Origin of the sequence: Arthrobacter yangruifuii (genome assembly GCF_009192775.1) — a bacterium.
GTDB lineage: Bacteria > Actinomycetota > Actinomycetes > Actinomycetales > Micrococcaceae > Arthrobacter_B > Arthrobacter_B yangruifuii.
The window spans coordinates 1-24747 of sequence record NZ_VTFX01000006.1 but is presented as its reverse complement, the minus strand read 5'-3'; the positions used below and the strand labels follow the sequence as shown (position 1 = coordinate 24747).

Sequence of the window (24747 nt, the reverse complement as noted above, 5' to 3'; positions counted from 1 at the left end):
CGTTCCTTTGCTTGGTGCGATGGTTACTGCCCGGAAATTGCATCGAGGCCTTTGCCCTGCCAGAAAACGACTTTGGTGCTGAGCCAACTGACGGCAGTGGACATAATCATTCCGATAGTCGAAAGGATGACCAGCACCGCAAAGGTCGTGGAGACGTCGAGTGACGTCGACGAGGCCTGGATAAGGTAACCAAGGCCTGACTGGGCGCCGACAAATTCGGCCACAATGGCGCCAATGATGCTGAAGGTGACGGCAATCTTCAAACCTGCAAAGAAGTACGGCAGGGCATTCGGCAGTCGCAACATAGTGAAGATCTGCCATTCGGATGCTCCCATTGCTTTGAACATCTCAACCCGATCTTTGTCTGCGGATTGCAGGCCGGTGATGACGTTGATTAGCAGCGGAAAGAACGCCAGCAGTGCTGTCGTAACAATTTTCGATGTCATTCCGAACCCAAACCAGGTAAGCAAGAGCGGTGCCAACGCAACCTTTGGTACCGTCTGAAGGGCTACCACCAAGGGCAGGACGCTTTTTTCTGCCCACGTCCATCTCGTGACGCCGGCGGCCACGATGAGGGCAGCCAAAATTGCACCGGCAAACCCAAGAAGTACCTCCTGCAAGGTCGTCCATGTATGCGGGATAAATGTACCGTTAGAGAAACCGGACACAAGGGAGACGGCAATTTTTGTCGGGGCAGGCAAAATATATTCGGGAACACGGAGCATCCATACCGAAACTTCCCAAACCAGGAGCAGAGTAACAACGAGAACGATGAACGGTCCGCCGTTGCTCAGGAAGCGCTGCCTTACGGTTTCGCGTCCCGCGGGGGCAAGCGGGGAAGAAACATTACGAATGGTGCTGGACATATTTAGCCCTCCTCGGGGTTATTGTCCTCGAGTACTTGCCTTACTTTGGCTGCATACGCACCGAACTCGGGGGTATTGACTACGCCAAGAGTTCTCGGGCGGGATAGATTTACGTCGATTACATCGCTGATCTTCCCTGGACGAGGGGTCATAACGGCCACGCGGTCGGCCAGTAGGACCGACTCGACGATGCTGTGGGTCACGAAAATGAGGGTCTTCCGGAACTCACTTTGAACCCTCAGCAGTTCCATGGTCAGCTGGTCCCGGGTCATCGCGTCCAAGGCGCCGAAGGGCTCGTCCATGAGGAGAATTTCGGGGTCTTGAACCAAAGCCCTGGCGATACCGACGCGTTGCTGCATGCCGCCTGAGAGCTGGTGCGGGTAGCTTTGGGCAAAGTCTGAGAGCCCCATCGTTTCCAGAAGGTCTTCCGCGACCTTCTGGAACGCTCGTGGATCGCGCTTTTGAACCTTGATGGGAATCAGTACGTTATCCAACACAGATTTCCAAGGAAGAAGAAGCGGCTGCTGATAGACCACGCCGATCTTTCGACTGGGCCCCAGATGCTGTTCACCGGCCAGCGTCAAAGATCCTTCGCTCGGCTTTATGAGTCCAGCAAGGACCTTGAGCAGCGTGGTCTTTCCGCAGCCACTGGGACCAACAAGTGTCACAACCTCCCCAGATTGAATGGATAGATCCACACCCTTCAGAGCAGTGACTGCTGTGCCCCGTTTGGCAACGAATGTTTTTGTAACCCTGTTTAGTCGGACAATAGGAGCCACGTCCTCCGTGGCTGTGCGCTCCCCTGGTATCCCCATATTGGCTTTCACCGGTACCCCTCGACCATGACAATATTCCTATTCAGCTCCACGGGCGCGGAGCTGAAACTCCCCACAAGTTCAAGCAGTTGATATAGCAAGTTGTGCGGCATGTCACATCTTGCTCTGTCAACTCTCGTAGCGCAAGATGTTCTTAACAGGTAATTAAGTGAGGAGAATTAGATGGCCGAGTCGGCTTGTGACCAAAGGGCTTCCTCTGCCCTTCCCCCAGGAGGAGCAACAACTGTGCAGCGAGAACCCTTAACTGATGCAATCGTCCGAGCCGCATACGCCCCGTCGCTCATAACCTCCATTGCGAACTCGTTTATGTATGGAGGAAGCCGTGTTTACTTCCAAAAGTTCGGCGTGCGCATCAACGAATGGCGAGTAATGAACACCTTGGCCGCAAGGCCAGGAGCGGTCGCCACTGAGATCGCCACTGCCCTAGGCCTAGACAAGGGTGTCATCTCCCGAACCGTAAGCTCTCTCGAGAAAAACAAACTCATCATTATTGAACGGGAGGTCGGCGCGAAGCGTCTGTACCTGACGAATGTCGGCGTGAGCATTCAGAGGCAGATCGTACCCTTGTCCAGACGGCGGCTCCAAGAGCTCCTAAAGGGGTTCAGCGACGCCGAAACCGCGGAGTTCATGGGCTATCTCGGCCGTGCCACCGACAATCTGCAGAACCTGAGAGAGTTTGACCAGGAGCTCATCCATGAAGTGGGCCAGGCTCGGGAAACCGCATAGCGGGAACGGGATAGCACAGTTCATAACACCCGCAATCCTGGTGGACCTACGCCGCTGGCGGCTGAAGACTTCATCCAACTCGCGATGGTCGACAAAAGGAACTAGCGAATCACCCTCGCATCCAAGTCCTTCGGACCGAGCGAGAAAGCGCCAGCTCGAGAAGCGGCTATAGAGGAGGGGCGGCAACCCGGAAAAATGCCGGATTTGCCGAGGAGCCGCTCCATACTCGAGTCGCAACACCCACCAGCCCCCGACACCGCACGCCGCTGACCCGCCCCAGCCTCCCGCCCGGCTAAAATCGAGGAGGCCCGTTTCACCCCCACCGCACGGGCGGAAAGCGCAGAATGTCCTTCATCGAGAACGCCGTTGCCCGCTGGGCCGAACTGCAGCGGCTCCAGGCCTCCCCCGGCTGGAAACTGACCAACGCCAACGCCTGGGTCCCGGCGCTCTTCCGCGAGGCCTTCACCCGCACCCGGCCGCGGGTTCCGCTGGACGACTTCCACGCGATGACGGACTCCTTCCTGACCCGGCTCCGCATGGACGGCGTGCAGCTGCGCGAAGACTGGACCGGCCGGAACTACGCCGATGACTGGGTGGCCCGCCGCTTCCTCGCCCGCCCCCGTGCCGACGGAAAGTTCGTCTACGAACTCACCGAATCCTCCGCCCGCTTCCTCTCCTACCTGGACGGCTACACCAGCGACAAAACGTCCCTGAACTCATCCCGCCTGGCCACCCTGCTGGACCGGGTGGAGAACCTCGCGCAGGAATCCAACCCGGACCCGGCCGCCCGCATCGCGGTCCTCAAGGAAGAGGTCGCCCGCCGCGAGGAAATGATCCGTGCCCTGGAATCCGGCGAGGCTCCCCCGCCCCTGCCGGACGACACCGCCGTCGAAGCCGCCCGCGACATCCTCGACCTCGCCGCCGCCCTGCCCGCCGACTTCAAACGCATGCGCGACGGCCTGGAAAAGATGCTGCATGACCTGCGCCAGGAAATGGTGGAATCCAACGCCGCCAAGGGCCTGACCATGGGCGAAATCCTCGAAGCGGACAAGAAGCTGCGCAGCACCGCCGAGGGCCGCACCTACGAGGGCTTCACCGCGTTCCTGAACGACGCCGACCAGCAGGCCCGCTTCCGCGCCGCCATCGCGGAGGTGCTGGAACGGGATTTCGCCGATGACATGAGCCCCGAGGACCGGCAGAGCCTGTACCGGCTGATCAGCGACATGCGGGACCAAGCCACCGAAATCCACCGCATCTACGGCCGGCTCTCCGAATCCATGCACACCTACGTGCAGAGCGACGAGTACCGGGAATCCGTGCAGCTGCGCCAGCTCATCCGCGCCGCCGAAACCGCCATCCACAAGGCACCGCGCGGACGCCGCCGCGCCGCCGTCGTCCCCGCACCGCAGCTGCACGGCTCGGGCTTCGAATCCCTCAGCATGGTCCGGGTCTACAACCCCGAGGACCACGCGGCCCCGCGTACCCTGCCCGAACCGCCGCAGTTCACCGAGGCGGACATCCACCGCTCGGTCCGCACTCCGCGCGCGGACCGGCGGGTGCTGGCCGACGCCGTCTCCCGGGCGACGGCGACCCGCGCCAGCGCCACCGTGGCCCAGGTGTTCGAGCAGCTGCCGCCCGAACACCGGCACCTGAACAGCATCCGTGCCCTGCTCGCCGGCGGCTCAGCTGCCGGCGACACCCTTGAATCCGTCATCTTTACCCAGATCGACGGCAGCGAGCGCACCGCGCTGCTGCCCGACGTCGCCGTCGCGAAAGCCCCCGAAAAATGAGCGAGACCACCGCAGACCTGACCGCCGCCCCGGAGGAATTCCACCCGGAGCGGGAAGAAGAGCACGCTGAACCCGCCCCGCGCGACCTCCTCGTCGACGGCCCGGAACTGTTCCCCGGCGACACCGGCACCCTGCCGCTGAAGCTGCGCCAGGCCCTCATCCGGCTGCTGCGCGGCCCGTACCTCGACGCCAGCTCGAGCGACAGCGTGTACGAGACCGTGGTGGACAACCAGGAGCAGCTGCGCGTCCGGTTGAGTGAACTGTTCCTGACCCTGGTCATTGACGAGGACCGCAAGGTCGCCCTGCTGCGCCCGGTGGAGATGGCCGAGCCGCATACCTCCGCCCTGCAGCGCCAGCGCGAAATGACCCGCGAGGAAACCCTGCTGCTGCTGCGCATGCGGCTGATCCTGGACCGCCACACCGGCACCGGGAATGAGGCCACCATCGCCCGGCAGGACATCCTCGAGGTGCTCGAGGGCTACGTGGATCCGGGCCAGCGCGACGCGAAGTCCGTGGAGGACCTGGCCGACGCCGCCATCCGCAAGCTCGTGCAGGACCGCCGCCTGCTGCTCCCCACCGAGCTGGACAACGTCTGGGTCATTTCCAACGCCCTGCCGCTGGCCCTGCCGTATAGCCAGATCGGCGACATCATCACCTTTATGCAGACCCTCGGCGGGGACGACACGGGGGACGACACAGCCGCTCCCGCCCTGGAGCTGGACGGCACCCCCGACGACGAAACCCCCGCTGACGAAATGAACGACGGCGAGGAGCCGGCATGAGCATCGAAACCACCCTCCCCATGGGAGACCTGATCAACCCCGGCCAGAACCGGCTCGCCTCCGTGCAGATCGTCAACTGGGGAACCTTCGACGGCGCGCACACCATCAAGGTGGACCGCGCCGGCACCCTGCTCACCGGCGACTCCGGCGTCGGCAAATCCACCATCTTCGACGCCATGCTCCAGGTCATGGACGCCCGCCCGCGGATGAACGAGGCTGCGCAGAACAACTCCGGCACCAACGCCGAGGAAAAGCGCAACGCGTTCTCCTACATGCGCGGACGCCTGGGCACCCAGGGAGCCGACGACGGCGCGGGCACCGCCTACCAGCGCCCCGGCGCCACCTGGTCCGCGGTCTGCCTGACGTTCGACAACGGTCTGGGGCAGATCACCTCCCTCTCTGTAGTCATGGACCTCCCCGCCACCGGCACCGAACACAACCTGGGCCGCTACTACCTGGTGCACAACCGCCCGCTGGACCTTCAGGCCCTGCAGGCCGGCATGCGCGGCCGCTTCACCAAGGGAAGCCTGGAAACCCTGCTGCCCGGCGCCGCAGTGTTCGATTCGCACAAGATGTTCGCCGAACGCTACCGCCACGCCCTGGGTGTGGAGGACGAGAAGGCCTTCAACCTCCTGCGCATCCTGCAGACCGGCAAGGGCCTGGGCGGCACCGTCAATGACTTCTTCCGCAACAACGTGCTGGACACCCCGCGCACCCTCACCGCCGCCGAAGAGGCCGTGGAGGACTTCAGCCACCTGCGCAGCATCCGCCGCCAGCTCGAACGCGCCCGGCAGCAGCGCGACCACCTGCAGTCCGTCCCCGAACTGCACACCCGCTACCGCGAAGCCGCGGACGCGCTGGCCCACAACCGCGCCCTGGCCAAGGAAGGCCTGCCCGCCTACCGGCAGCGCCTCGCCCTCGAAGGCGCGCAGCGCACCGCCGAGAAACTCGAGCAGGCCGCAACGGCAGCCCGCTCCGAACTCTCCGCCGCCGAAACCCGCCGGGCCACGCTGAAAGACCAGCGCGATGCGCTCAGCACCCGGTACACCGAAGAGGGCGGCGGAGCCATCGCCACCCTGGAACGGGAACTCGCCGCCGCCGCCGCGCAGCTGCGCTCCCGCGAAACCGTGGAAAACGCCGCCAAGGACGAGCTCGCCGCCGCGGGGATCGACGTCGACTTCTCCCCCGCCGGGCTGGTCACCGCCCGCAGCCGTGCCACCGAGCTGGTGAAGTCCCTCAGCGCCGATCTGGACGCCGTCAAGGAGCGCAGCAGCAACGCGCACGGAGAGGCCTGGTCCCTCAAGGGGCAGATCGCGAAGCTGGAAAACGAAATTGGCTCCTTCCGTCGGCGCAAGTCCAACATCCGGCAGGAATCCCTGGACCAGCGCGCCCGGATCTGCGCCGCCACGGGCATCAACGAAGCGGACATGCCCTTTGCCGCGGAACTGATCGACCTGCCCGCCGAACACGCCCAGTGGCGTCCGGCGGCCGAACGCACCCTGCGTTCCCTGGCCACCGCCCTGCTGGTCCGCGGCGAGCACATGGCTGCGGTGACCCGTTTCCTCAGCGAAAACGACATGCAGGGCTACGTGCGCTGCATCGACGTCTCCGTCCCCGTGGACGGGCCCACCGAACCCGGTCCCGATGACCTGATCACCAAGCTCATCACCCGGGACACGGAGATGGGCCGCTGGGTGGCCCGGAAGATCACCGCGCACTACGACTTCGTCTGCGTCGAGGACCCGGCCGGGCTCGCCGACGTCGCCAAGGGCGTGAGCCTGGGCGGTGCGGTCAAGCGCAACCGCAGCACCACGGAGAAGGACGACCGGCACACCAAGGCCTCGGACAATGTCCTGGGCTTCGACAACAAGGACACCGTCGCGGCGCTCGGCAACGAGCTGCTGGCCCTGCGCGGCGTCTTCGAGGAAGCGGACAACCTCTCCCGGCAGCACGCCTCCGAACAGGACGAGCTGGTCCGCCGGCTCGCCGCCGTGCGCGCCATCGCCGCCGATGAGCGGACCTGGGAGGACCTGTCGGCCGACGCCGCACGGGCCGCCGTCGCCGTCGCCACCGACCGGCTGGAATCGGCCCGGGATGCCAACGCCGATCTGGAGCAGATCCGCTTCGAACTCGACACCGCCGAGCTGGACCTCACCGCAGCCACCGAGAAGGTCGGCGTGCTCAAGGGCGACGCCGCGAGGCTCGACGCCGACCTCGCCGCCGCCGTCGAACGCCGCACCGCGCTCTCGGCGAAGGCACCCGAGGCCCTGTCCGAGGGGCTGCGGTCCGCGTTGGCCGAGCTGTTCGAACCCTTCGGGGACCTGACCGATCCGGCCCGCCTGAAGGAGGCCGCCGGCGAGGTCGAGCGGTCCCTGATCACCGAGCAGGGCCGGCTGGAAAAGACCCTGCTGGAAACCCGCGCGAAGCTGGAACGCACGTTCGAGACGTTCAGCGACAAGTGGGGGTCGGACTTCGGCACGTCCGTGGAATCCGCCGGCGCCTACGAGGACCGCTTCGAGGACATCATTTCCGAAGGCCTGCCGCAGCGCGAAGCCGAGTTCCGCGAGTACTTCAACAACCGCACCTACGAGCGTTTCAGCGACCTGCTGCAGCTGCTCGATGAGGAACGCCGCAGCATTTCCTCGCGCCTGCTGCCGCTGAACTCCGTGCTCCGCCGGGTGGAATACTCCGCCGGCAGCCACCTGGAAATCGAGGTGGCCACCACAGTTCCCGACGCCGCGTACAAGTTCCGCACCGAGCTGAAGAACGCGCTGCCGATGATGGGGTCACGGCAGGACAAGGCGGACATGGACGCCCGGTACGCCGCGCTCGAGGGTCTGGTGGACCGGCTGAAGGATCCGGAGGAGAAGCGCTGGCGGGCGGAGGTGCTCGATGTCCGTTCGCACGTGACCATCACCTGCACCCACCGCCTCGCCAGCGGGCACACCTACACCAACCTGCAGGCGTCGCTGATGTCCGGCGGCGAGGGCCAGCGGTTCACCGCGTTCATCATGGCCTCCGCGCTGGCCTACCAGCTGGGCATTGTGTCCCAGGGCTTCAGCACCTACGGCACGGTGATGATGGACGAGGCGTTCGTGAAGTCGTCGCTGTCGTTCGCGGAAGCGTCCATCAACGCACTGCACGAGTTCGGCTTCCAGCTGCTGCTTGCCGCGCCGGAGGACAAGGTGGACCTTTCCCGGTTCCTGGGGTCGGTCACGGAAATCCTGCGCGACGACGTCACCAACCGGTCCGGTGTGCTGGAGCGCGGGCTGGGCAATTCCCGCTCGGTGGACATCCTGCTGCGGTAGCGGGCGCACTGGCGTTTCGGTGCGGCCGGGCCGAGACTGGGGAAGATGAGTCCTCTTTCCCCTCCCCGGTTCATCGATTCCTGGCGCCGTCAGCTGATCGGCACGTTCAGTAACAACGCCGCCGAAATTCCGCAGTGGGAACTCGATCTGGCGAAGGGCGACGACGTCGGGCACTTCGGTCCCGAGTCAGCAGTCTGGGCGGTGCACGGGTCCATGACGCCCATCATCGCAGGCATCCGCGCCCTGCTGCTGCAGGCCCTGCATCCCGGGGCGATGGCCGGGGTACACGATTTCTCCGACTACAAGGAGGATCCGCTGGGCCGGCTGGCCGGCACCATCCGCTGGATCTTCACCGTCACCTACGGGGATACGCATGCGGCGAAGTCCGGGTCGGACTGGGTGCTGCGCCTGCACGAGCGGGTGCACGGCACCTATGTGGACGCCGACGACGACGTGCAGCCGTATTCTGCGAACGATCCGGAGATTGCCCGCTGGGTCCATCTGGCGTTCACCGATGCCTTCCTCTCCTCGCATCAGCGCTACGGCGGGCCGATTCCCGGCGGTCCGGACGCTTACGTCGGCGAGTGGGCGGTGGCCGGGGAGCTGATGGGCATTCCAAATCCGCCCCGCTCCGAGTCGGAGCTGCGCAAGCAGATGGCCTCGTATGACACCCAACTGCGCAGCAGCGACTACGTGCAGGAGGCATTGGGCTTCCTGCGCCGTCCTCCCCTGCCCCGGAACCAGCGGTTCGGTTACCGGGTGCTGTTTGCCGGTGCCGTAGCCAGTCTGGAGCCTCGGCATCGGGAGCTGCTGGGATTGCGGGCTCCCCGTCTGGGACCCGTTCCGCTGCCCGTAAGGTTTCCCGTGAAACTTGTCCTGGGCGTGATCCGGCTCGGGCTCGGGCCGCAGGGACCTAGCGAGCGGTCGGCGCGGGAGCGGATTGCCCGGCTCACCGAGCAGTAGCCACCAGTAGCTTCCGTCACGCGCCCGTTCGCTCAAGATCACAGGGGTTGGCCGGAAAAGCCCCTTTCGCACCCCGCAGCGACGATGGAAAAATTAAAGAACAGCATCTCCGAACCCGTACCTGGCGCGTGCCCGAGCGCGCTTCCCCGATACAGGAAAGGAACCATGCACAGGGCTGTACCTTCGCTAATCATCGCCGGCCTGCTCGTGAGCGGAGGAGTGGTGTCCTGCGGGACACCGGACGAGACCTCCTCCCCGGATACCTCGGCCAGTGCCTCAGCCTCCCCCTCCGCAGAAGCCACCGTGCCGGCGGACCAGATGGACAGGCTGGTCCCCGCGGACGCCCGGACCATCGCCGATCCGGCCGACCCGCAGGCCACCCTGGTACTCTTCACCGACTACCAGTGCCCCTACTGCGCCATGATGGACACCTTGATCCAGCAGGCCAAGGCCGACTACGGGGACCAGGTCCGCATCGTGGTGCGGAACTACCCGCTGCCGAAACACCAGAATGCGGAACCGTCTGCCCGCGCGGTGGAAGCCGCCGCCGAGCAGGGTGCCATGGAGGCCATGGCCACCACCGTCTTCGAGCACCAGCAGGATTGGAAGGGCGCGTCCAACGTGGACGAGATCTTCAGCCAGTACGCTCAGGACCTCGGCCTGGACATGGATCAGTTCCGAGCCGACTACTCTTCCGGCGCCGTTAAGGAGCGCGTGGCCCGGGATCTGCAGGATGCCCAGGACCTGGAGGTTCGCGGCACCCCAACTCTGTACCTCGACGGGACGGCCGTACAGCTGGAGACCGGCGCCTACAGCGAAATCTCCGAACCTCTGGACAACACCCTGAAGAACTGAGCGCGCAGAATCCGGTGCAGCCCAACGTTGCCCCACCCTGGTGTGGTGGATACGCTGGGCGGCACCGGTCTCAATGCATCACCTCAGGGGGAACCATGAACACACCGTCCAAGGCCAGTTCCCGGGGTCGCTCCCCGCGCTCACTGCTCAGGCTGCTTCCCGCCCTCGTCCTGGCGGTGGTTCTTAGCGTCAGCGCCTGTACGGATGCTGCTGCGCCGGAAACCGCTGCACCCACCGGGCCGCTCGGCCACAATGATGCTGATGTGCTGTTTGCGCAATCGATGATTCCGCACCATCAGCGGGCAGTGGAGATGAGCAACATGATTCTCGCCAAGGACGGCGTGAGCCCGGACGTCGCGGAGCTGGCCGGGGAAATCAAAGAGACCCAGGGGACGGAAATGGAGACCCTGACGGTCTGGCTCGAAGCCCGGGACCAGCCGGCGGAGGCCACCCCTGATGCCGAAACCGCCCAGGGAAAGGGCCTGCTCAGCACGTCTGAGGTGACCGCCCTGGAAGCAGCCCAGGGGGCGGAAGCCTCCCGCATTTTCCTGGAATCCATGACAGCGCATCACGAAGCCGCGCTCGACAAGTACCGGCTCCAAGTGGGCAGCGGACAGAACGAGGAGGTCCTGATAGTGGCTCACAGCGTTTACCAGGACCGGTTCCCGCGAATCGAGCGCATGAACGCGATGCTCGCCGCGCTGTAGACCCGCCGGCACCGTCGAGACGGCGTTACGGTGTGATCGAAAGCATGCTGACCATGGGGGCATCTGATGCCCTTGGTTGCTGCCATCATGCGGTAAAACAGTCTAATGACTATCGAAGCCGGGCATGCCCGATCCGCCTGGCGGAGCCTTTTTGGTGTTCCTCTCCTGGTTGCAGCTGCCTTCACCGTGCTGATGCTGGTGACCGCCGTCGTCGCCGATCTTCCCGTCCGGGACCCCGAAGGTTTCCTCGGCCCGAGCTATGTTCGCCTGCCGCTGATGGTGCTGCTGATGATCGCCGCCGATGTGTTCCCGCGGGCCTTCACCCGACGCCGGAACCTGGGCGGATTCGGAGCCGCCACGACCTCCGTGCTGCGCACCCGCTGGGCAGGACCCCGGCTGGCCGTGGCCGTGGCCGGCCTGGGTACCTTCTACCTGGCCTACATGTCCTACCGGAACCTTAAGAGCTTCCTGCCGTTCCTCCGCGACGGCCTGACGGACCCCCTGCTGGAAGACACCGACAAGTGGCTGGCCGGCGGCGCCTACCCCGCCGATGTGCTGCAGGGGCTGCTGGGCACCGGCTTTATGGCGGAGGTGCTGGCCGGGGTCTACATGCTGTTTATGATGTTCGTTCCGGTGTCCCTGGCCGCAGCCCTGGTCTGGTCCAATGACCTCCAGCGCGGCGCCTGGTACGCCACGGCACTGTCCTTCAACTGGATCCTGGGTACAGCCAGCTATTACGCACTGCCCGCCCTCGGCCCGGTGTACGCCGACATAACACCGTTCTACGATCTTCCCGAAACCCCGGTTTCCGCCCTGCAGGACACCCTGTATGCCGAGCGGGTGGAAGTGCTGGCCAACCCGTTCGCCACCGACAACGTGCACGGTATCGCCGCGTTTGCTTCCCTGCACGTCTCCATCATTTTCACCGCGGCCCTGATGGCCCACCTGACCCGCCTGCCCAAGGTGGCCCGCTGGCTCATGTGGATCTACACCGCACTCACTATGCTGGCCACCATCTACTTCGGCTGGCACTACGTCCTTGATGTGATCGCCGGATTCGCCCTCGGCGCCGTCTCCGTCTGGCTGGCAGCAAAAGCCGTGGGGACCGGCCGGAAGCACTTCCCCGCGCGCACCCCGCAGGCGGAGCCCGACGTCGAGCCGGACCGGGTGACCACCGGCGCCTAGGTCTGGGGTACGCCGCGGTGCACGCTGACGGACCGGGTCCCGGGAGGCTGGCAACCGAGGGGCACCGGAGGGCCCGGAGGAAGGCGGCTTTAATATTTCCCGCGAGCTCTGCGAGCGCGGAAATTTCGTTGCCGCCGTTCCGGGCCCGCAGGCGCCCCGCAGGCGCCCACCCACCAAAAAGCCCCGGACAAACCCCGGCTCAGACCGGCCCGAACGCCGCCACGGCGTTCTGCCCGCCGAACCCGAACGCATTCGTCACCGCGTACCGCACCGTTGCGTCCCGGGCCGTCCCAGGCACATAGTCCAGGTCGCACTCCGGATCCGGGGTGCTGTAGTTCAAGGTGGGCGGGATGACGCCCTCACGGATCGCCATCACGCACAGCAGGGATCCGAGGGTGCCCGCCGCGCCGATGAGGTGCCCGGTCATGGACTTGGGTGCCGTGACCGCGAGCGACGCCGCGTGCTCGCCGAAGGCGGTGTGCAGGGCGAGGGTTTCGGTCCGGTCATTGGCCAGGGTCGACGTTCCGTGGGCGCAGACCAGGTCCACGTCCGCGGGGTTCAGCCGGGACCTGTCCAAAGTCCGGCAGATGGCCTCCGCCGCATACTGCCCGGTGGGGTCCGGAGCCACAATGTGGAACGCGTCGGATGTCAACGCACCGCCCAGCAGCTCGGCGTACACCTGGGCACCGCGGGCACGGGCATGGCTGAGCAGTTCCAGCGTGCACACCACCGCACCTTCCCCGAACACAAACCCGTCCCGGTCCGCATCGAAGGGACGGCTGGCCTCCTGCGGGGAATCGTTGTTCCGGGACAGCCCGCGCATGGCGGAAAGCCCGGCGAACATCACCGAGGTGATGGCCGCATCCGTGCCGCCGGCCACCACCACGTCCGCGTCCCCGGCCAGCAGCAGGCGGCGGGCTTCCAGCAGGGCTGCGGTTCCGCTGGCGCAGGCCAGGGCACTGGCATTCACGGGCCCGTGCACCGCCAGATCAATGGCCACCTCGCAGGCCGGCATGTTGGTCAGGGAGGACGCCACAAAACTGGGGCTGATGGGCCGCAGACCGTCGCGTCCCAACGTCTCAGTGGCATCCTGGATCTCCGGATACCCGGACACGGCACTGTTGATCAGTACCGCCGCTTCGGTACCCTCCAGCGATTCCCCCAGTCCGGCGTCGGCCACCGCCTCGCGGGACGCCGCGACGGCAAGGTGGGAGGCCCGGGAGGACCGGCGCAGGCGTTTGACCGGCAGATACTGGGCGGCGTCGAAATTCTTCACCTCCCCGGCAATCCGGGTGGGGAACTCTGAAGCGTCGAACGCGGTGATCTTGTCGATCCCGCTGCGCCCGGCCAGCAGCCCCGCCCAGGTGTCCGGCCAGCTGTTCCCGAGCGGTGTCACCGCCCCCATCCCGGTAATGACAACACGCTCAGCCATCCGTTGGTGCCTTCCGGGCAGCGCCGGGCACATGCATCCGGCCATCCAGCCAGTCCTGGGCGGCGGAATCAGCCACCTTGTAGTGCATCTTCTTGCCGGTGGCGGTCATGGGCAGCTCGTCCACGAAACGGTAGCCGCGCGGGCGTTTGAAGTCCGCCAGTCCCGGATGCTCACGGCAGAAGGCATCCAGCCCCGCCGCGTCCACCTCCTCGCCGCGGCGCACCACATAGGCCACCACGCGCTGGCCCCACTGGCCATCGGGCACACCCACCACCACGGAATCCAGCACGTCCGGATGGTCGGCGAGCGCGGCCTCCACCTGCACCGGGTGCACGTTCTCGCCGCCGGAAATGATCATGTCATCGGTCCGGCCCATGATGGTCACGTACCCCTCGGCGTCCCAGGTGGCCATGTCCCCGGGATACAGCCAGCCGTCGTGGAACTTCTCCTCCTCCACCTCCGGCAGGTTGGCGTAGCTGAACCCTGATTTCGGCGAGCGCATGATCACTTCGCCTATTTCACTGCCGTCCCGGGCGGCCAGTTCGTGCGGCTGCCCGCGGCGGCCTTCGAAGACGCGGACGACGGCGACGTCGTCGTCCGTGCACGCACGCCCGGCACTGCCGGCGTGGGCCGGAAGATCCTCCGGCCGCAGGAACGTGTTCCAGAAGCCCTCGGTGGTGCCGTAGCCGTTGAAGATCCGGGGCGTGAGCAGCTCCTGATACCGGATGGCGGCGGCCCGGTCCAGCGGTGCACCCATGGTGACAATCCCGTTCAACGACTCCAGGTTCCGCGGATTCTTTTCCTGTTCAACGGCGATCATTTCCAGCGTGGTGGGCGCGCCGATCAGGTAGGTCAGTCCCTGCTCCCCCACCCAGTCCAGCACCGTGGCCGCATTGAAGCTGCGCAGCGGCACCACGGATCCGCCGATGTAGAACACCGGATTGGGTCCGCCGGAGTGCAGGCCGCCGCGGTGGAACCAGGGGGTCATGTTCAGGGTCCGGTCGGACGGGCTGAGCGGGAAATGCATGATCACGTCATGCGCGCTCATCACTTCGGCAATGGACGGCAGCGGCACCCCCTTGGGCATGCCGGTGGTGCCCGAGGTATAGAAGCGGGTGCTTTCCTCAAAGGTGGAGAAGTCCGCCGGCAGCTCCGGCAGCGTGCCCGCAGCCTCGGCCACCGCGGCGTCGAAGTCCTGCCCCAGGTGCCCGGACCCCATCCCCCAGTGTCCGGCGTCGTCCCCGCCTGCCACCAGCACCACCGGGGACACCCCGGCCAGTTCCAGGGCGCGCTGCGCACCGTCCGCATGCTCGGCATCGATCACGAACACCGTCGGGTCGCTGTCGCGCAGGATGTGCGCGGTTTCAGCCGGTGCGAGCCGGTAGTTCACCGGGACGCTGACTGCGCCCAGCCGCTGGGTGGCCAGATAGAGCAGGGCGAACTCCACGCCGTTGTAGAGCTGGTACAGCACCCGGTCACCACGGCCGACGCCGCGTTCGGCCAGGGCCCGCGCCACGGAATCCACGGCGGTGCCGAGCTCGGCGTAGCTCCATTCGCGGCCCGACGGCGGATCCACCAGCGCGGTGCTGTCCCCGTACCGGGCCACATTGCGCCCGAACCCGGCGGCATAGGTGAGGGAGTGCTCGAAGTAGTTCCGGTAGCGGGCTGGATCGTAACTCACGTCTGGCTCCTTTAAGGGGTCCGGCTACTGACTAAGGGGTCCGCCTACTGACGGCGGTCCCGGGTGGGCCGGTCCGGAAGTTGAATCGGCGGGCCCGAAGCCTCGGAATGGAACGGCGGGGCAATCACGGACAGACCGCCGTCCACGGCCAGCACCTGCCCGGTGATGTACTCGGCGCCGGGTGAGAGCAGGAAGTCCACGGCAGCGGCCATTTCATCCACGGTGCCGGCCCGGCGTTTCGGAATGCGGGCGAGCACGCTCTCGATGGCCGCCATACCGTCCATGGAGTAGAAGTAGTCCAGTGAATCCGAGTCAATCAGTCCGCCGTTGACGGCGTTGACGTTGATGCCGTAGCCGGCAAATTCCACGGCCATAAAGCGGACGAACGACTCCACGGCGGCCTTGTAGGAGCCCAGCGCAGCGTAGGTGGGGAAGGCACGGGTGCTGCCGTAACTGGTCAGCGCGACTATCCGCCCGCCCTGATCCATCAGCTTCACCGCTTCCTGGGCGCCGAGTACAAACGGCCGCACATTCACGGCATAAGCCCGGTCCAGGTGATGTGTTTTCAGGTCCACCACGTTTTTGAACGCAGCCGCGGCAGCGTTGTTGACGAAGTAGTCCAGCCGCCCGTACTCATCCACGGCGGCATCAAAAAGGCGGACAATGTCTTCGGGATTCTCCACGTCCGCCTGCACCGCAATGCCGCCGCCGCCCAGTTCCTGCAGCTTCGCCACGGTTTCCTTGGCCATTTCCGCGTTCTGCTTGTAGCTCACCACCACGTGGGTTCCGTGCCCCGCGAGACGCTCGGCCACCCGCCGCCCGATACCGCGGGAGGCGCCGGTGATCAGCGCGATCTTTGCCTCGCTTGGTTCCACGTGCATGCCTCCTGCGCCGGTGTGTGCCTCACACCTTGTCACCGGAGTCCGCCGGGAAACAAGACCCGGAGGGCAACCCGGGCCAGGACCCGTGGCACCCGCTGCGGGAGAGCGGGTAACCGGGCTAGGAACGCAGGTAGGCCAGCGTTGCCAGTACCCGGCGGTGGCCGCTGTCCGACGGCGCGAGCCCGAGTTTCGCGAAGATGTTGCCGATGTGTTTGCTCACCGCGGTTTCGGAGACCGTGATGGCCTGGGCAATCGCGGTGTTGCCCAGCCCTTCGGCCACCAGGCCCAGCACTTCGAACTCCCGCGGCGTCAGGGACCGGATGGGATCCTCGGTGCTGCGGCGGCTGAACAGCTGGGCAATCACCTCCGGGTCCATCACCGTGCCGCCGTCCAGCACGCGGCGCAGGCCGTCCACAAACTCGCCCACGTTGCCCACGCGCTCCTTCAACAGGTAGCCCACCCCCTGCGCACCGGAGCCCAGCAGCCGGCCGGCGTACCTGTCCTCCACATACGCGGAAAGCACCAGGACCGGGAAATCCGGCACCTGGGCCCGCAGTTCCAGCGCAGCCTTCAGTCCTTCGTTGGTGAAGGTGGGCGGCATCCGGACGTCCAGCACCGCACCGTCCGCTGAGCCGGGCTCAAAGGCGGCCAGCAGGTCATCCGCGTTGTCCCAGGCCCCCGCCACCTCGAAACCTTCGCTCTGCAGCAGCAGCTGCATTCCGGCACGCAGCAGGGCGTCATCCTCGGCAATCAGAAGGCGCATGGCAGCTCCACTCGCAGGTGTGTCGGTCCGCCGGGCGGACTAGTCAGGATCAGTTTGCCGCCGAAGGCCGCCGCCCGCCGGGCAATTCCGGCCAGGCCGGTGCCCGAGCCGCCCCGGTCGGATCCAGCAGCCAGGTCATCGCCTGCCCGGGCATCGCCTACTCGAGCGTCGGCTACCCGGGCGCCCCCGTCGCCGTCGTCGTCCACCTGGACCACCAGGATCTCCTCCCGTGCGGCCGCTTCCGTCCGCAGCACGACGTCGATCCGGCTCGCGTTGGAGTGCTTGGCCGCGTTGGTGAGGGCTTCGGCGAGGACAAAGTAGGCGGCCGATTCCACCGCTGCGGGGGCGCGCTGCAGGCCCGTGACATTCAGGGAGCAGGGAATGGATGAGCGGCTGGTCAGGGCCGACGCCGCTCCGCCCAGACCAAGCTCATCCAGCACGGGCGGGTAGATGTCATGCACGGCGGCACGCAGCCCGGCGAGGGCCTCGGAAGCGGCGTCCTGGGCCCGGCCGAGAAACGGCACGGCGGCGGCGGGATCGGTTTCCGCGGCACGCTGCGCCAGCCCAAGCATCATCACGACGCCAACCAGCCGGTTCTGCGCGCCGTCGTGCAGTTCCCGCTCAATCCGGCGCAGCTCGGCGGCGTGGGCGGCGAGCGCACTGGCCCGGGCCGCGGAGAGTTCGGAGATCCTGCGGGCCAGGTCGGCGTAGCGCCGCGGCGAGAGAATCGCGAGGGTGGCCGAGCCGACGCGCCGCGCCATCCACGGCAGCAGCAGCCACCCGGCCGCCACATACACCAGGCCAAGAAGCATGGTGAGGACGGCGTCGGTCCAGCTGCGGACGGTCAGGGTCAGCTCCAGCGGCGCGTCCGCCGGGAACAGGGGCCAGAACGGGGCAACGAGAATGTACAGGACCCCGCCGACGGGCAGGGCGAGTGCCAGGACACCGGCCAGCAGGGCGAAGGCGCTGTGGAAGCCCAGCCAGGCCGCATCGCGCTTGGTCTCGGGGGCGCTCACCAAAGCTGCCAGCTCGCCGAAGGAATGCCGGCCGGAAAGCCGGCGCCGGTCAAACGGGATCACTGCAGAGGTAAATGCTGCAGCCCGGCCCTGTGCCCCGGCCGCCAGCCGGTTCAGCGTCCCCAGCAGGCGCGGCACCGCGTACAGGCCCACGCCCAGGGGCAGGAAGGGCAGCAGCACTATTCCGGCCACCAGCACCCCCAGCGACGCCGGCCAGTGCCCGGCCTCGCGCAGCAGGAAACGCGCATCCCGGAGGCGGGATTCGAGGCCGGCACGGATAGTCACCTGCCTGATTATGCCGGAGCCGCCGGGCCGTGTCGGTATAGCCAGCTATACCCCCAACCGGCCGCCTGGCTGTATCGGAACCGGTCTTCCCGATCCGTAGCGTCGAAGGCAGTCAGCTTTGCCCGCCCGAATCAAAGGATGATCCCCATGTTTACCGATGCCGACGAATTCTCCGCCCCCGCAGCCCTGCAGCTGCGGGGCGTCTCGAAAAGCTACGGCTCCGGCCCCGCCGCCGTGCCCGCCCTGCGGAACATCTCCCTGGCCGTTCCGCAGGGCAGCTTCACCGCCGTCATGGGGCCCTCCGGTTCCGGTAAGTCCACGCTGCTGCAGTGCGCGGCCGGGCTGGACGCCCCGGACAGCGGTGAGGTGTTTCTGGGCGCAACGGAGATCTCCCGCCTGCGCGGCAAAGCCCTGACCCGGTTCCGCCGGGACCACGTGGGGTTTGTCTTCCAGTCCTACAACCTCCTGCCGCAGCTGACCGTGGCCCGCAACGTCACCCTGCCCCTGCTGCTGGCCGGCCGCGAAACAGACACGGCATGGCTCGGCTACGTGCTCGAAGCCGTGGGACTGGACGGTTTCGGCGAGCGGAAACCGCAGGAACTTTCCGGCGGCCAACAGCAGCGGGCCGCCATTGCCCGGGCACTGATCACCCGGCCGGCAGCGGTCTTCGCGGATGAGCCCACCGGCGCCCTGGACTCGGGCACCGCCCGCCAGGTCCTTGACCTGCTGCGCCAGACCGTTGCGGAGCTGGGACAGACAGTGGTGATGGTGACCCATGATCCGGTGGCCGCCGTCTCCGCGGACACCGTCATTTTCCTGGCGGACGGGCAGCTGGACGGCAGTATGGCCGGCGCCACCGTCCGCGACGTCACCGACCACGTGGCCTACCTGGGCGGGCGCTGATCATGTGGTCCTTCGCCAGAGAATCGATCCGGCACCACCGCGGCGGATTCGCCGGAGTGTTCGTGGCCGTGTTCCTGTGTGCTGCACTGATCACCGCCATGGGCGTCCTGATTGAATCCGGCCTGCGCGGCGGCACCGCCCCCGAACGGCTGCAGGGTGCCGAGGTGGTGGTGGGCGCCCCGCAGTCCCTGCCCGTCGTGGAGGACATGGACGCTCCGCTCTCCGAGCGGGTCCTGCTTCCTGCCGATCTGGTGGCCCGCATAGCCGAGGTGCCGGGGGTGGAGCAGGCGGTAGGCACCGTCACTGTTCCCCTGACCGACGACGCCGGCCGGAGCCTTTCGGCCTCGGACTGGGACTCCGCCGTGCTGGCACCGTACACACTGGCGTCCGGGGAGGAGCCCCGGGCCGCCAGGGACGTGGTGGTGGACGGGTCCTTCGGAGCCGCCCCCGGTGACCGGCTGGTCCTCTCTTACGGCGGCGAGCCTACCGAATACACCGTCTCCGGCATCGCGGAGGCAGAGACGGCCTCGGGCTCCCCCGCGGTGTTCCTCAGTTCCGCCGGTGCCGCCGCCCTGTGGCCGCACGCCGATACGTTCGCCACCGTGGGCGTAATTGCCGATGGGTCCGTGGCACCTAAGGAACTGGCTGCAGACATCGAAGCCGGCGTGGACGGCGTCGTCACCTACACCGGGGACCGCCGCGGCGACGTGGAGAACCTGGGCGGGTCCGCTGCCCGCTCCACATTGCTGCTGCTCAGCGGGTCCCTGGCCGGGGTGGCCCTGATGACCGCCGTGTTCGTGACGGCCGGAACCCTGTCCCTGTCCATCCTGGCCCGCCGCCGGGAATTCGCCATGCTGCGCGCCGTGGGCGCCGGCAGCGGGCAGACGCTGGGCATGATCGTGCGCGAGGTCCTGCTGGTTTCCGGTGCTGCTGCCGTCCTGGGCGTGGCGCCGGGCTTCGGGCTGGCGTACTTCCTCGGCGCACAGTTCACCGCGGGGGGCGTCATTCCCGAGGACTTCGCCCTGGCCTACGGTCCGCTGCCGGCACTGGCTGCGGTGGCCCTCAGCATCGCCGCCGCGGTAGGGGCCTCGCTGGTGTCGGCCCGCGGCACCGTTCGCATGTCGCCCACCACGGCCCTGCGTGAAGCCGTCACGGAGAAGTCGCAGCTGGGCCGGGGCCGCCGGCTGGGCGGCTTGGTCCTGCTGGCGGCGGGGATTGTTGCAGCGATGCTTCCCGTAGCCATTCCCGGCACCGCCGGGCTGGCGGTTGCCGCTTCCAGCGTGCTGCTGCTGATCATTGCCGCAGGGATGCTGGGCCCGTGGATTGTCGCCGGTGTGCTCCTGCTGGTGGGGCCTCTGCTGGGCCGCAGCCCCTCCGCGTCCCTGGCCCTGGCCGAAGCCAACGCCTCCGCCTTCCCCCGGCGGCTGGCCGGAGGCATCATTCCCCTGGCCCTGGCCATCGCCCTGGGCTCGGTGCAGTTGTTTATGCCCACCACGGTGGAGACGGAAGCGGACCGGCAGTCCCGCGACGGCATGGTGGCCGACTATATGGTCAGCGCACCGGGCGCCGGAATCTCCGCAGACCTGGCCGACGAGGTCTCGGGCCTGCCCGCCGTGGATACCGCCACACCCGTGGCCCATTCCGCGGTCCTGGCCGACCTGCGGTTCCTGGGCACCGAGGACGGCCTGGAGTCCTACGGCATCCAGGGGGTGGATCCGGAGAACCTGGACTCCACCCTGGACCTGGGCGTGAGCGAAGGCAGCCTGCACCGGCTGTCCGATCCGGAGACCGTGGCCCTGAGCGTGAACCTGGCCCGGGAATCCGGCGTCGGCGTGGGTGACCGGTTCGCCTTCCACTACGGCGACGGAACCGGAACTTCCGCCGTCGTGGTGGCTACCTATTCCCGGGGGCTGGGGTTCGGTGACGTGACGGTGGCCAATGAGACCCTGCTCCAGCACACCACCGCGGGACTGAACGACTATCTCCTGGTGAGCGCCGCCGACGGCGCTGACGGCACCGAGGTCGCCGGGCAGCTGGCAGAGCTGGGCCTTTCCCCGGTGGACCGGGACGCCGCCGGTGCTGCGGGCGCTGCGGAACGGCAGGCGGAATCCTGGGTCAACATCGTGGCGATGCTGGTGCTGCTGGGCTACGTGGGCCTGTCCGTGGTGAACTCGCTGGTGATGGCCACCGCGCGGCGCCGGCCCGAGCTGATGCTGCTGCGTTCCCTCGGTGCATCGGACCGGCAGCTGCGCCGGATGACCGGGGCGGAATCGCTGCTGCTGGTGGTGGCCGCCGTCGTCCTCGGCACCGCCCTGGCGGTACCGCCGCTGATGGGCATCGCGGTGAGCGTTTCGGGGCTGCCGCTGCCGACCATCCAGCCGTGGGTGTACCTGGCCATTGCGGGCGCAGCGGCTGCCATCGGGTTCGGCTCGGTGGCGCTGGCCACGCACGCGGCTCTTCGGGCGGAGAAACAGGGGTGAGACCGGGACCCCGAAGACAAAGAAACACCCCGGCCCAAAGGACCGGGGTGTTTCTTTTTGGCGGAGGATGGGGGATTTGAACCCCCGAGGGCGTTAACCCAACACGCGTTCCAGGCGTGCGCCATAGGCCGCTAGGCGAATCCTCCAGGCTTGCTCCCGAAGAAGCAGATATAAGACTACCCGACGCAGGGCCAAACCAACGAATCGGGCAATCCAGGGGCTTTTTGGATCCGGTCCACAGCGGCCCGGCTCACTCCGCCCCGGCGTGCTGCCTTCCCGCAATATGCAGCAGGGAGCTGATGATAATGATGGCCAGCCAGGACAGGATGGCTGCCTGCGGACCGAAGAGGAACGCCACGGGAATGGAGGCGAAGAACACGGCGGGAGTGACCGGGGCACGGACCGTGGCATAGGCGGGCAGCCGGGGATCGACGTCGGCGGCGAACAGGCGGGCGTGCCGGCAGTAGATCCACAAACCCGTATTGGCCGTACCGATCAATCCCAGTGCCGCTGCGTAAATCACGACGCCGAGCACCTGGTCCCCGTAGAAGGCCAGCATATCCGTGGCATACCCCAGCAGTGCCACAAAGAGCAGCAGGACCAGGTTCAACTGCTGCAGCCGGCCCGTGAAGCCCCTCAGCAGGCGGAAGAGCCGGTGGTGGTTCAGCCAGTAGGCAGCAGTCACGGCAAAGGACAAAACGTAGGCTGCAAACTCCGGAAGCTGCTCGGCGACGGCTTGTCCCAGCTGGCCGGCCGGCACCTCAGGAACCTTGATATCCACAGCCACCAAGGTCATGGCGATGGCAAAAACCGCGTCGCTGAAGAACATGGTGCGTTCCAGATCAGGCCCGGAGTCCACCCGACGCGGGGAGTGTTCACTGTTTCCCGACACGGGACCAGTGTGTCCTGTTCCCACCCCCGGGTCAGGATCGGGAGCGCTTAAACGGATAAGGACCCGCACATCTTTGTGCGGATCCTTATCGTCAACGTATGTCCGGCGGTGACCTACTCTCCCACATCCTCCCGGATGCAGTACCATCGGCGCTGTGGGTCTTAGCTTCCGGGTTCGGAATGGGACCGGGCGTTTCCCCCACGCTATGACCGCCGTAACCCTTGCCCCGGCTGCTCTCGCGGCGGGAAATCTTCGGTTACAGGCTGCCCTTTCGGGTTTCTGCTCTTCTATTCTACCGCGTACTGCGAGGACTTTTGACCACCGTCCGCGCCGTCGTCGTACTTTTGGCGGTGGGCGGCCACTTCACCCATATTCTCCTGCGCCCAGTACCGCAGGCCCTGCACCACGTTGTACAGGGAACGGCCCAGTTCCGTCAGCTCATAGGACACCGTGACCGGTACGGTCGGCGTTACGGTGCGGGTCAGGAGCCCGTCGCGCTCCAGTGAACGCAGGGTCTGGGTGAGCATCTTCTGGCTGACGCCTGCCAGCATTCTGGAGAGGGCCGAGTACCGCATTGCCATGCCTCCGGCCGGGGAGGCGGAACCGACGGCCGCATTCCCGGCAGTGTCCCCGGCAGTGTTCCCGGCTGTGGTCCCGGCTGTGTCCCCGGCGAGGGCGCAGAGCACCAGCACCACCCATTTATTCGATATCCGGTCCAGGAGTTGGCGGCTGGGGCACACAGCGAGGAACGCGTTGAAGTTTGCGGCGGCCTCAGCCCGCCCGGTGGAATTCGCTGAAGTCACGGCTCCTCTTTTCCTGAGTGGCGGGTACGCACTTTAAAGTGCCTACTTCCCAGCAGGAAGCAGCTCTCCAATACTGGTGCAGGACTAGCCGAAGCACCACTCCCTCGTGAAAGGCGCATCATGAATACATCCACAACACCCGCCACCCTGCTGCCGGGCGGAGACTGGGCTTTGGGGGCCCGAACCGTTTCCCGCTTCGGGTACGGCGCCATGCAGTTGGCGGGCCCCGGGGTGATGGGACCGCCTGCTGACCGCGCCGGAGCCCTGGCCGTCCTGCGTGAGGCCGTCGATCTGGGCATTACCCACATCGATACCAGTGACGCCTACGGACCGCACTACACGAATCAGCTGATCCATGAAGCCCTCCATCCCTATCCGGAGTCCCTGGTCATCGCCACCAAGGTGGGGGCGGAGCGTGATGCACAGGGCGGATGGCCGACGGCGCGGGAACCGTCGGCTCTGCGCCGGCAAGTGCACGACAACCTTCGGACCCTTGGCGTGGAGCGACTGGACCTGGTTAATCTGCGGATGGGTGACGCCGCCAGTCCCCGGTCGGGATCCCTGGCCGAGCCGGTCCAGACCTTGCTCGAGCTCCAGCAGGAGGGACTCATCCGCGACCTCGGGCTCAGCAACGTCACGGATGGGCAGGTTGCCGAGGCTCAGGGTATTGCCCGCATTGTCTGCGTCCAGAATATGTATAACGTTGCCCACCGGCACGACGACGCCCTCATCAGCCGGCTTGCCGGAGAGCAGATCGCCTACGTTCCGTTCTTTCCACTGGGCGGGTTCACACCGCTGCAGTCCGAAACCCTCTCCCGGGTGGCCGCCGGCGCAGGCGCATCTCCGCTGTCGGTCGCGCTGGCCTGGCTACTGCAGCGTTCCCCGAACATCCTCCTGATCCCCGGAACGTCTTCCCAAGCACACCTTCTCGACAACATTGCCGGGGCAGCAGTGGTGCTCTCCGGGCAGGACATCGCAGACCTGGACGGTTTCGGCAGGTAGTGAGGATTCTCATGCCGTGGGCCTATGCTCCGGGTTCTCTTGGCCTGGAGCCGACGCCGGCCCTTCCCTCCCCCACTGCGGGTAGAAGAACAGTGCGGGTTAAACAGGTCAGGCCCCGCACACATGGTGCGGGGCCTGACCCTCTCAACAAAAATTGTCCGGCGGTGACCTACTCTCCCACATCCTCCCGGATGCAGTACCATCGGCGCTGTGGGTCTTAGCTTCCGGGTTCGGAATGGGACCGGGCGTTTCCCCCACGCTATGACCGCCGTAACCCTTCCACCCGCACCACACACCCAAAAACCCGGGTATGCGTGGGGAAAACAATGGTTACAACACGTCCCGACCCCCCAAAAGAGGTGCCGGCAGTGCGGTAAAAGTTGTGAACCCGCCCCCCGGACAAGGGGGACACGGTTCGTGTTCCAGGCCAACAACGGGTTGTTGTCCGGGAACCACATAGTGGACGCAAGCAGCATGATCACAGCACCCTTTATACTTTGACGGACCGTTTGAAGTCGTGTCCGTCCAGGTGCTGGTGTGGTGTAAGTTATCGGCCTATTAGTACCGGTCAGCTTCACGGGTCTTTAGTCC

General features: G+C 66.4%; 20 protein-coding genes, 1 tRNA gene and 2 rRNA genes. 11 read left to right on the top strand and 12 right to left on the bottom strand.

Annotation, left to right across the window (positions count from 1 at the left end):
- Window positions 1–23 precede the first annotated feature (23 nt).
- Together GD627_RS14605 and GD627_RS14600 are read right to left on the bottom strand one after the other, a co-directional pair.
- Window positions 24–866, bottom strand: a complete 843-nt coding sequence (locus GD627_RS14605) for an ABC transporter permease (RefSeq protein ID WP_152273140.1) — start codon at window positions 864–866, stop codon at window positions 24–26.
- A gap of 2 nt (window positions 867–868) precedes the next feature.
- Entirely contained in the window at window positions 869–1564 is a 696-nt protein-coding gene (locus GD627_RS14600) for an ABC transporter ATP-binding protein (protein WP_210250515.1), read from the bottom strand.
- A gap of 300 nt (window positions 1565–1864) precedes the next feature.
- Here GD627_RS14600 and GD627_RS16610 point away from each other — a divergent pair, with 300 nt between their 5' ends.
- From GD627_RS16610 to GD627_RS14560, 8 genes are all read left to right on the top strand, one after another.
- Window positions 1865–2428 carry a MarR family winged helix-turn-helix transcriptional regulator gene (locus GD627_RS16610; RefSeq protein ID WP_152273139.1) on the top strand — a complete coding sequence of 188 codons (564 nt, stop codon included), beginning with the start codon at window positions 1865–1867 and terminating at the stop codon, window positions 2426–2428.
- Window positions 2429–2772: 344 nt separating this feature from the next.
- Complete coding sequence (locus GD627_RS14590; protein ID WP_152273138.1) at window positions 2773–4218, top strand: DUF3375 domain-containing protein; 1446 nt, start codon at window positions 2773–2775, stop codon at window positions 4216–4218.
- Window positions 4215–5000, top strand: coding sequence for a DUF4194 domain-containing protein (locus GD627_RS14585; protein ID WP_152273137.1), 786 nt, complete (start codon window positions 4215–4217; stop codon window positions 4998–5000). Before GD627_RS14590 ends, GD627_RS14585 begins: the two co-directional genes overlap by 4 nt.
- Window positions 4997–8308 carry an ATP-binding protein gene (locus GD627_RS14580; protein ID WP_152273136.1) on the top strand — a complete coding sequence of 1104 codons (3312 nt, stop codon included), beginning with the start codon at window positions 4997–4999 and terminating at the stop codon, window positions 8306–8308. Before GD627_RS14585 ends, GD627_RS14580 begins: the two co-directional genes overlap by 4 nt.
- 45 nt (window positions 8309–8353) lie before the next feature.
- Window positions 8354–9271 (top strand): oxygenase MpaB family protein, encoded by a 918-nt coding sequence (locus tag GD627_RS14575; protein ID WP_152273135.1) that lies wholly within the window; start codon window positions 8354–8356, stop codon window positions 9269–9271.
- Window positions 9272–9436: 165 nt separating this feature from the next.
- On the top strand, window positions 9437–10126 hold the full coding sequence (locus tag GD627_RS14570; protein ID WP_194266070.1) for a DsbA family protein: 690 nt from the start codon (window positions 9437–9439) through the stop codon (window positions 10124–10126).
- A 95-nt stretch (window positions 10127–10221) separates the two neighbouring features.
- Window positions 10222–10833: a DUF305 domain-containing protein gene (locus GD627_RS14565; protein WP_152273133.1), complete on the top strand. Its 612-nt coding sequence runs from the start codon at window positions 10222–10224 to the stop codon at window positions 10831–10833.
- A 105-nt stretch (window positions 10834–10938) separates the two neighbouring features.
- On the top strand, window positions 10939–12018 hold the full coding sequence (locus tag GD627_RS14560; RefSeq protein WP_152273132.1) for a phosphatase PAP2 family protein: 1080 nt from the start codon (window positions 10939–10941) through the stop codon (window positions 12016–12018).
- Window positions 12019–12217: 199 nt separating this feature from the next.
- Here the strand turns inward: GD627_RS14560 and GD627_RS14555 are convergent, their stop codons facing one another.
- From GD627_RS14555 to GD627_RS14535, 5 genes are all read right to left on the bottom strand, one after another.
- Window positions 12218–13450 carry a beta-ketoacyl-[acyl-carrier-protein] synthase family protein gene (locus GD627_RS14555; RefSeq protein ID WP_152273131.1) on the bottom strand — a complete coding sequence of 411 codons (1233 nt, stop codon included), beginning with the start codon at window positions 13448–13450 and terminating at the stop codon, window positions 12218–12220.
- Window positions 13443–15131 (bottom strand): class I adenylate-forming enzyme family protein, encoded by a 1689-nt coding sequence (locus tag GD627_RS14550; RefSeq protein WP_152273130.1) that lies wholly within the window; start codon window positions 15129–15131, stop codon window positions 13443–13445. The genes GD627_RS14555 and GD627_RS14550 overlap by 8 nt, the downstream gene beginning before the upstream one ends.
- 44 nt (window positions 15132–15175) lie before the next feature.
- The gene (locus GD627_RS14545) at window positions 15176–16012 is read right to left on the bottom strand and encodes an SDR family oxidoreductase (RefSeq protein ID WP_152273129.1); all 837 of its coding nucleotides are present in this window, start codon (window positions 16010–16012) and stop codon (window positions 15176–15178) included.
- A gap of 118 nt (window positions 16013–16130) precedes the next feature.
- Window positions 16131–16775, bottom strand: a complete 645-nt coding sequence (locus tag GD627_RS14540) for a response regulator transcription factor (RefSeq protein ID WP_146363840.1) — start codon at window positions 16773–16775, stop codon at window positions 16131–16133.
- Complete coding sequence (locus GD627_RS14535; RefSeq protein ID WP_152273128.1) at window positions 16763–18076, bottom strand: sensor histidine kinase; 1314 nt, start codon at window positions 18074–18076, stop codon at window positions 16763–16765. Before GD627_RS14535 ends, GD627_RS14540 begins: the two co-directional genes overlap by 13 nt.
- A gap of 147 nt (window positions 18077–18223) precedes the next feature.
- Here GD627_RS14535 and GD627_RS14530 point away from each other — a divergent pair, with 147 nt between their 5' ends.
- Complete coding sequence (locus GD627_RS14530; protein ID WP_210250514.1) at window positions 18224–18979, top strand: ABC transporter ATP-binding protein; 756 nt, start codon at window positions 18224–18226, stop codon at window positions 18977–18979.
- Window positions 18980–18981: 2 nt separating this feature from the next.
- Window positions 18982–21459 (top strand): ABC transporter permease, encoded by a 2478-nt coding sequence (locus tag GD627_RS14525; protein WP_152273126.1) that lies wholly within the window; start codon window positions 18982–18984, stop codon window positions 21457–21459.
- 58 nt (window positions 21460–21517) lie between these two features.
- Here GD627_RS14525 and GD627_RS14520 read toward each other — a convergent pair.
- The 4 genes from GD627_RS14520 to GD627_RS14505 all read right to left on the bottom strand — a co-directional run bounded on the left by GD627_RS14520 (window position 21518) and on the right by GD627_RS14505 (window position 23154).
- Window positions 21518–21605 (bottom strand) — tRNA-Ser (locus tag GD627_RS14520).
- A 104-nt stretch (window positions 21606–21709) separates the two neighbouring features.
- The gene (locus GD627_RS14515; RefSeq protein ID WP_152273125.1) at window positions 21710–22351 is read right to left on the bottom strand and encodes a TMEM175 family protein; all 642 of its coding nucleotides are present in this window, start codon (window positions 22349–22351) and stop codon (window positions 21710–21712) included.
- Between the two features lie 100 nt (window positions 22352–22451).
- Window positions 22452–22568 (bottom strand): 5S ribosomal RNA (rrf, locus tag GD627_RS14510).
- A gap of 70 nt (window positions 22569–22638) precedes the next feature.
- A complete protein-coding gene (locus tag GD627_RS14505) occupies window positions 22639–23154 on the bottom strand; it encodes a winged helix-turn-helix transcriptional regulator (protein WP_152273124.1) in 516 nt (171 codons plus the stop codon).
- A gap of 120 nt (window positions 23155–23274) precedes the next feature.
- On the opposite strand from GD627_RS14505, the gene GD627_RS14500 reads away from it, so the two are divergent.
- Window positions 23275–24156, top strand: coding sequence for an oxidoreductase (locus GD627_RS14500; protein ID WP_152273123.1), 882 nt, complete (start codon window positions 23275–23277; stop codon window positions 24154–24156).
- Between the two features lie 156 nt (window positions 24157–24312).
- Here GD627_RS14500 and rrf (GD627_RS14495) read toward each other — a convergent pair.
- A 5S ribosomal RNA gene (gene rrf, locus GD627_RS14495) occupies window positions 24313–24429 on the bottom strand.
- Window positions 24430–24747: the final 318 nt, after the last annotated feature.